1 protein-coding gene is annotated in these 361 nt (G+C 44.0%); it reads left to right on the top strand.

Annotation, left to right across the window (positions count from 1 at the left end; translation table 11 throughout):
* The coding region (locus SB775_RS27925; RefSeq protein ID WP_486360708.1) for an ABC transporter permease family protein at positions 1-361 on the top strand (361 nt) is incomplete at both ends.

The following is a 361-nucleotide window of genomic DNA, read 5'->3' as shown; positions in this document are numbered from 1 at the left end:
AGAATTCTTATGATGGTACTCACCTTGTGGATTATTGTGACGCTGACGTTTTCACTCATGCATATGATTCCGGGTGACCCGTTTGCATCTGAGTCAGATCAGCTACCCGAGCAAATATTGCTGAACTTGCGTGCGAAATATCATTTGGATGAACCATTGCCTATGCAATATCTTTCTTATCTGAAAAGTTTGGCAATGCTTGACTTAGGGCCTTCGATCAAATCGGAGACACGTGGAGTCAACGACATGATCAAGGATGGATTTGGAGCTTCTGCACTTATCGGTTTGCAAGCAATAGCAGTCGCCTTGTTTTTCGGACTTCTTTTCGGAACGATTGCCGCTCTAAACCGGAATACATGGA

The organism is Peribacillus sp. SIMBA_075, assembly GCF_046534585.1.
The sequence above is the reverse complement of the archived record's forward strand: the minus strand, read 5'-3'. Positions and strand labels throughout refer to the sequence as shown.